General features: G+C 26.3%; 7 protein-coding genes. All 7 read right to left on the bottom strand.

The window, feature by feature from the left end; genetic code table 11:
- Positions 1-261: 261 nt before the first annotated feature.
- Entirely contained in the window at positions 262-1,038 is a 777-nt protein-coding gene (locus tag BUB36_RS18295; RefSeq protein WP_073153647.1) for a hypothetical protein, read from the bottom strand.
- Between the two features lie 19 nt (positions 1,039-1,057).
- Positions 1,058-1,537, bottom strand: a complete 480-nt coding sequence (locus tag BUB36_RS18290; RefSeq protein WP_073153645.1) for a hypothetical protein — start codon at positions 1,535-1,537, stop codon at positions 1,058-1,060.
- A gap of 70 nt (positions 1,538-1,607) precedes the next feature.
- Complete coding sequence (locus BUB36_RS18285) at positions 1,608-1,967, bottom strand: hypothetical protein (RefSeq protein WP_073153642.1); 360 nt, start codon at positions 1,965-1,967, stop codon at positions 1,608-1,610.
- Between the two features lie 26 nt (positions 1,968-1,993).
- Positions 1,994-2,377, bottom strand: coding sequence for a hypothetical protein (locus BUB36_RS18280; RefSeq protein WP_073153639.1), 384 nt, complete (start codon positions 2,375-2,377; stop codon positions 1,994-1,996).
- A gap of 17 nt (positions 2,378-2,394) precedes the next feature.
- Positions 2,395-3,537: a hypothetical protein gene (locus BUB36_RS18275; protein ID WP_073153636.1), complete on the bottom strand. Its 1,143-nt coding sequence runs from the start codon at positions 3,535-3,537 to the stop codon at positions 2,395-2,397.
- Positions 3,537-4,556 (bottom strand): hypothetical protein, encoded by a 1,020-nt coding sequence (locus tag BUB36_RS18270; RefSeq protein ID WP_073153633.1) that lies wholly within the window; start codon positions 4,554-4,556, stop codon positions 3,537-3,539. The genes BUB36_RS18275 and BUB36_RS18270 overlap by 1 nt, the downstream gene beginning before the upstream one ends.
- A partial coding sequence (locus BUB36_RS18265; RefSeq protein WP_073153630.1) for a P-loop NTPase family protein occupies positions 4,553-5,887 on the bottom strand: 1,335 nt, incomplete at its 5' end. The genes BUB36_RS18270 and BUB36_RS18265, both read right to left, overlap by 4 nt.

The following is a 5,887-nucleotide window of genomic DNA, read 5'->3' as shown; positions in this document are numbered from 1 at the left end:
ACAAAGGCTATACTTGCTGCTATTAGGGTTATAGTGATTAGCATTGATATTATTTTTTTCATAAAAAATCTTCCTTTCCTGAACTTTTTTTGGTTTTATTATTTATATAAAGCTTATATACTAATAAATATAATACATTTTTTGTAAAAATTGTGTAGAAATTTGTAAATGCTTGATTTTTTTGTGTTTTTATTATTGTTTTTTAGTTATTACCTAATTACTACACATACCCAGAACACAAAAAAAGGGTCAAAAAAATCGTCACTCTTGACTCAAATCTTTGACTGTATATCCTGCTACATTATAGTTTTTATAGTTGAATTCATATTTGTTTGATGTAAATAATCTATTTTTTGCATATACCACAAAGAATGTCACACCTTCTAAGACATTAAAATAGTGATTTTTTATTTTGCTATCACTATCCTCAGGATTTAGTATTCTAATGCCTAATCCTTTTCTGAGGTTTTTTTCTGAAGTGATTTGTGCAATCTTTGAATTAATTTTATCTATAATAATTTGGTTTTTTTCTTTTTTAGTTATAGAAAAGTTAGAAATAGGCTTATATATTTTATTCCCTATAAAGTCATAATAGTAAGCCATATCGTTTTTAATATTTAAGTAGACTATTGTATTCCCAACCTTCTTTGTGAAAAAGAAAGGTTGGCTCCAATTATCATCATTATTGGCTATAAAGAATTTGTCATGGTATACCACAAATTTCATTTTTATAGAGTCCTTTATTTTATGAAATTTTAGTTTATCCTTTGTATTCATATATAGGACATTATAAAATTCTTCAAGTAATCTTTTTTTATCAATTCCTATATCTAAATAGGTATTCTTTTCATCTCCTTTTGCTAAATTCCCTATATTAGGTAGGTTTTTATCAATAGAATCAGCTATTACTTTAGATGCGAGGTTTAGATTTTGTTTTATTCCATAGTTATTTTGATTATTGGATATCATCATAATTGTAGGTATACTTAAAAATACTGTCAGAGTTAGAGATATAATTAAAAACTTTATTTCTCCCATAGTACCAATCTCCTTGGAATTAATTAACTGACGGATTATTAACCACAACACATGATTTAATAGATTTTATGTGTACATCTATATAGTTTTCTGGTCTAAATCCTAAGAAGAAAGCATTGATTAGTCTTCCAAATAATGAAAGCTTTTTATCTTCTAAATATATAGTTATTTTATCTCCTATTTTAAACTTTTGGTCAATTATATCTGCTTTATCAAAATAGGTATCATATATTCCAGGTTTTATCTTTTTATCGTATCTTATCTTTATTTTGTAATCCCCATATCTATTTATACTGTCCTTAAGGGTATTGTAGGTTTCATTGGTAAATTCTCCCGAGGTTGCTACAACTTCTATTATGTTGTAATTTATCTCATTTATTCTTTCACTTATATGTACATGCATGTAGTATGTGGAAAATAAAATTATTATAAATGGTATCATTGTTATAATTAATAGATTTGCTATTGTCCTACCTAGCATGATAGTTCTACTCTCCATTCAACTTTTTTAATTTGAAAAACAATCTTTTCCCCACCTCTAAAAAAGGGGTGGGGATTAAAAAAATTTTTTAATTGCTGCTCATGTCAATTCTATCAAAGTCGACTCTGCTAAGTACTCCATCTTCATTATAAGTTTTTTTCATTTTGAACATTGCACCGTCTACAACTTCATCTATTTCTAATTTATCTCCATCTTCATCATCAATATCAACTGTTAAATCGTCATCATTTAAAGCTCTGTTATAGTAGCTTTTAACGGTATTTCCTGTTACTGTTTCAACGTCATCTATAAGCATACTTACTTTGTTCATTTCGATTTCTGATTTGGCACTCATTTCTCTAGCTCCTGCAGCTTGACCTAATACAGCATAGCTAAATAGCCCTAGTGCTAAAACTAAGAATAGTATAAAAATAACAACATCTCTCATAGCTTTATCATCCTTTCATATTTACATTATTTTTCTGTATAAGTAATTTTTTTGATTTTTTCTCCTTGATATTCAATTAGAGAATCAAAAATGCTTTCGTAGTTAATTGGGAAAATTTCTTCTTTATAGGTTTGTGTTGTATAATTTTTAGTGCTACCTCCTTTTTTTTCTACTCTTATAGTTACATTGCTATAATCCTTAAAATATCTAATGCTTGATATCACATCACCTCCTGTAACTTCATCTTTATTTAAGTTTAAAATATCTGTTTCAGCAATTTTTTCTGTATCATCGGTAGCATCTACTGCATTTGTAAGAATAGTCATATTAGTTCGGTATAGTTCAATACCTATTATTACAAGCCCTAATATCACACAGCTAAAAAGTGTATTTATAACTATTTGTTTCATTTTAACCACCCTAATTTCTAAAGTATTTCGCTTAAATTGTACATTTTCATCCAAATCAATAGCATATATATTGTCATTAATGTGAATATTATGATAGATCCTGCTATTCCAGTTAATTCAATGATTTCAACTTGCTTCCTAACCTGCCTGTTTTTTTGTTTTCTTTGTATTTTAAAATCAATTTTTAGGGAGTTAATTGCTTGGTCAAGGTCTACATTATTGGCTTGATTTAATTTTTCTAAAAAAAGTTTTCCTTCTAAATCTTCATCTATCCTTATATGTTTTTTGTAAATATCTATATTATCTATCGTATTTCTTAAATTTAGGTTTCTAATTTCCATAAGCATTTTTTTATAGTACTTTGATTTTTCTATAAGAATTTCTAGAATTTCTAGATATGATATGGGTTTGACGCTACCATTTACTATCATTAGTTTTTTTAGAAAATATAGTTCTCTTTTTGCTTCATTCTTTACAAATATGTTATATATACTAAGGATTACATCTGGAATAAAGTAAATTGTACATGTAATTATAAAATATAAAATGTAGTTATTTTCTCTAATTTCATAATAATCTTTAAGTCTAAAGTATATTTTATTTGCTGCTATTTCTGCATTGATTTCTAGTTTTTCTTTGTTTTTACTCATAATATGTAATATTTTCCCTTCAATACTTTCTTTATTGTTTTTTTTAAATTCTTTTTTTGACATGTCATTAAGTATTAATCTTAGATATTTTATTTCTTGTTTTAAGCCCTTTATTTTGTCTATATTTTCTTTGGTGTATGAATATATAAAATCAGATTTATATTCATATTCATTAAATATTTTATCTGTATAAATCGATATGTTGGTTATCCTAATTAGAGTAATTAATATAACTACTGCAAGGATAATAGTTACCTTAGTAAAGAAAAAATTTTCCACCTTCCATTTTGTATACTTAAGTCTTTTTTTGTAATAGTTGTATATTTTGCCATCTTTTTTTGGGGTTGTGTATTTTTTTATGGTATCTATAGCAACATTTATTATTCCTTCTTTTTTCAGTTCTCTCATGGTTCTTATTTTAAATCTCCATTGTTTTTCATACATATAGTAGGCTATTGTAATAATAGCTATTGTTATAGGGAGTATGTATAAATATTTATCTAAAATCATCAAACTGCCCTCTCTTCAAAACATAAAATTCCTATAAGTATTAAGATTAACATGTAAATGGAAATTTCAAACCCCTTTGCAAGGGGTGTATTGTAAAAAATTATTGATTCATTGCCAAGTGCTCTTTCATTAAATTTTTTTGCCCCTAATAAAATTATAGGATATGTTAGACTAAGTCCAATAAATGCCCTTGTAACCATAGCTAAATCTTTTTGGTGTTCAAGGTCTATTAATATTTCTTCTGTAGTTTCCTCAAATTCTTCCTTTATTCCTTCTTTTCCTCCTTTGTAATATCCTTGATATATTAAGTTTAGAAGAATCGTCAGATATCTGTCTTTATAGATACTGTCTATAAAATCAAAGGTATCCTTTACTTCTTTTTGTGAATGAAATTTTAAGGCATCATGTATTCTTATTAGTTCTCTCTTTACTGCATTATTTACATCATCAATGGTTAAATCTATGGCTTTTAAAATATCGTCTGTATCTATATATCTAGAGTTGATTAGCCTAAAACACTTAGGTAATTCATTTGTGAATTTGGTTTTTGCCTTCATACTGAAAAAATAAATTGTTAACGATATAAAGGCAATTAGTATTATTAAATATACCAATGCCACGTACCAAACATCATCTGCTATTTTTAATATAGTTGGCATTGAAATACTTAGCATTAAAATACTTAAGCTGAAAATTATTGAAGCGTATTCTTTGTTTTTCCTAAAGTTTTTCGTATTATAAATACTGATTTTATATGCTATTTTTATTACAAGCTTTTCTATAAATTTATTTTTTGAAAATATTTCTGTTAGATATTTTTCTATATTAAAGTTTTTTCTTCTTATTAAATATTTTCTTTTCTTATGTCTTTCAAGTATTTTTTGAAATACTAGATAGATTAGTATATTAAGTCCTATTAGTGTAAATAATATACATATGTAATCTGTGCAACTAAGGTTGCTTATAAATTTTTCATAGAGAAGTTTATAGCCTGTTAAAATGTTATTTATAAAGGTCATATTAAGTCACATCCTTTTGGTTGTAGGTTATTTTTGAATTCCTGTATCTCTTTTTCTAATACAAAGTTACTTATCTTTTTAAAGTATTCATTAGAAGGAAGATTCTTTAAAATCCATATATTTTTATTAGCTTTATATTCAAATATTTCTCTGTATCTATATAATTTGGGTTGCAGGTACTTTTGTAGTGCTAGTTGTGCTAGATTTAATATGTTATTTATCTTTTCTTCTTTGCTGCCTTCTAAAACTACTTTTGTATCAATGTTTTTCTCTATATATTCAACTTCTACTATGTTCTTAACAATTATCCTGCCTTTTTCATTGGGGTGCTTTTCTAAGTGAATTATTAGATCTAAGGCTCTAGCAATATCTGTTTCAGCAATAATTGAATTATCGTACATGGTGGTTCTCATCATTAAATTTCTGCAATTGGCTACAACTTCAAAGGGTGTTTTGCTATGGAGTGTTGCTCCTGCCCCTGCATTAAGTCTTAAGCTTGCATTTATAAGTTGTGCTATCTCTTGAGGGTTTACTATTTCACCAACATATAACACATCTCTTGCCATTTTAAGCATATATTCAAAACATTCTTCTATACTAATAAGGGGATTTTCTATGAGTGTTATAATATTTTTCCATGGATATTTGTTTCTTGCCTGTATTTCATTTTGAGTATCAATAATTCCTATCCCCCATTTATCAGGAATCTTTTCCATCATGCTTGTTAAAAATGTAGTTTTTCCTACTCCCATATCTGAACCAGTTATTAAATGTGTACCTCTACCTTTTTGATTTAGCATTAATAATTTATAAATAGGTTCATTTATTGTTTTATATTTATCTCTCATTTCTTCTAATGTTATCTTTTTTAAATTAAAAATTCTTTCATTGTAGTACATTTCTTCTTCATCTGGGGTTGCTATATATCCTGCTACTGTAACTCGGTTGCCATTATTCTTACTGGCTATTACAATGGGATTTGAAGTGTCAAATTGGGGTTTTTTATTTTGTGTCGATTTTTTTTGTATTTTTTCTAGTATTGCTTTGTCTAAAATTTTTAAAAATGAAAGCCAAATTTTTCTCCCTTTGTAAACTATATATATATAGTTTTTATTTATAATCCCGATTTCGTTTATATTATGAAATTGCAAACTGTCAATAATATCTTGTCCGTTTTCTATCATATAGATTATTTTTGATAAAAAACGAATTCTTTCTCGGAATAAGGTGAATTTCTCTTTTATATTTTTTTTCTCTTCTTTAATAAGTTTTATTATGTCTTCTTCTGTTATTTTTGCATCAAATTTATATTTATCTATTATTTCTGATAT

The sequence above is a fragment of the Paramaledivibacter caminithermalis DSM 15212 genome, assembly GCF_900142245.1.
GTDB lineage: Bacteria > Bacillota > Clostridia > Peptostreptococcales > Caminicellaceae > Paramaledivibacter > Paramaledivibacter caminithermalis.
The sequence above is the reverse complement of the archived record's forward strand: the minus strand, read 5'-3'. Positions and strand labels throughout refer to the sequence as shown.

Coding starts and splice junctions, on each gene's coding strand:
- BUB36_RS18295 (WP_073153647.1), bottom strand. CDS start 1,038: ATGGGAGAAATAAAGTTTTTAATTATATCTCTAACTCTGACAGTATTT.
- BUB36_RS18290 (WP_073153645.1), bottom strand. CDS start 1,537: ATGGAGAGTAGAACTATCATGCTAGGTAGGACAATAGCAAATCTATTA.
- BUB36_RS18285 (WP_073153642.1), bottom strand. CDS start 1,967: ATGAGAGATGTTGTTATTTTTATACTATTCTTAGTTTTAGCACTAGGG.
- BUB36_RS18280 (WP_073153639.1), bottom strand. CDS start 2,377: ATGAAACAAATAGTTATAAATACACTTTTTAGCTGTGTGATATTAGGG.
- BUB36_RS18275 (WP_073153636.1), bottom strand. CDS start 3,537: ATGATTTTAGATAAATATTTATACATACTCCCTATAACAATAGCTATT.
- BUB36_RS18270 (WP_073153633.1), bottom strand. CDS start 4,556: ATGACCTTTATAAATAACATTTTAACAGGCTATAAACTTCTCTATGAA.